This window comes from Salinisphaera sp. SWV1 (assembly GCF_052044155.1).
Taxonomy (GTDB): Bacteria; Pseudomonadota; Gammaproteobacteria; order Nevskiales; family Salinisphaeraceae; genus Salinisphaera.
Genome location: NZ_JBQDYE010000144.1, coordinates 1 through 597, shown reverse-complemented (window position 1 = coordinate 597; position 597 = coordinate 1). Strand labels below are relative to the sequence as shown.

Sequence of the window (597 nt, the reverse complement as noted above, 5' to 3'; positions counted from 1 at the left end):
GCAGAATATCTGCCGAGGCGCTGCGCCCCGGTAAAGGTGCCGGAGAAAGTGACGCGGGCGGTGGCAGTTGACGACGCTGTTCCGCCCAGAATGCCGCATCACGCTGCCAGGCTTCGCTTTCGCGGTATTGCTGGTACTCTTCCACTACATCAGCGAAAGGCGTAAACGGCGAAGCAGGCGTTGGTTCGCCACGCAGCCATGTGCAGTAAATATTGGCGATCTGGCGGGTAATGGCCGGGAAACTAAAGCCATCGACCAGCAAATGGTGATAACGCTGATACCAGTACCAGCGGTTATCTGCCACCTGAATGAGCTGATGAAAGACCAGTGGTTTACCGCTATCGACGCGCAGATCTTGCTGCAAATCGGCCTGCATTAATGCCTGCGCAGTACCGTGCGGATCAATGTTGGTTCGCAGGTCGATAATTTCTGGCAGTTCGAACGCCAGCGCATCATCGACCCACTGCCAGACTTCGCCGTTATCTTCCGTAAAACGCATCCGCAGCGTATCTGCTTGCGCTAGTCCGGCAACCACCGCGCGGGCCAGTAATGGCGAATCAACCTCTCCGGTTAACTCAACGTAATGCGCCACGCTCC

1 protein-coding gene is annotated in these 597 nt (G+C 56.6%); it reads right to left on the bottom strand.

The window, feature by feature from the left end; translation table 11 throughout:
* Positions 1–597: condensation domain-containing protein (locus ACS8YF_RS19905; RefSeq protein ID WP_440851809.1), on the bottom strand; the 597-nt coding region annotated here is incomplete at both ends.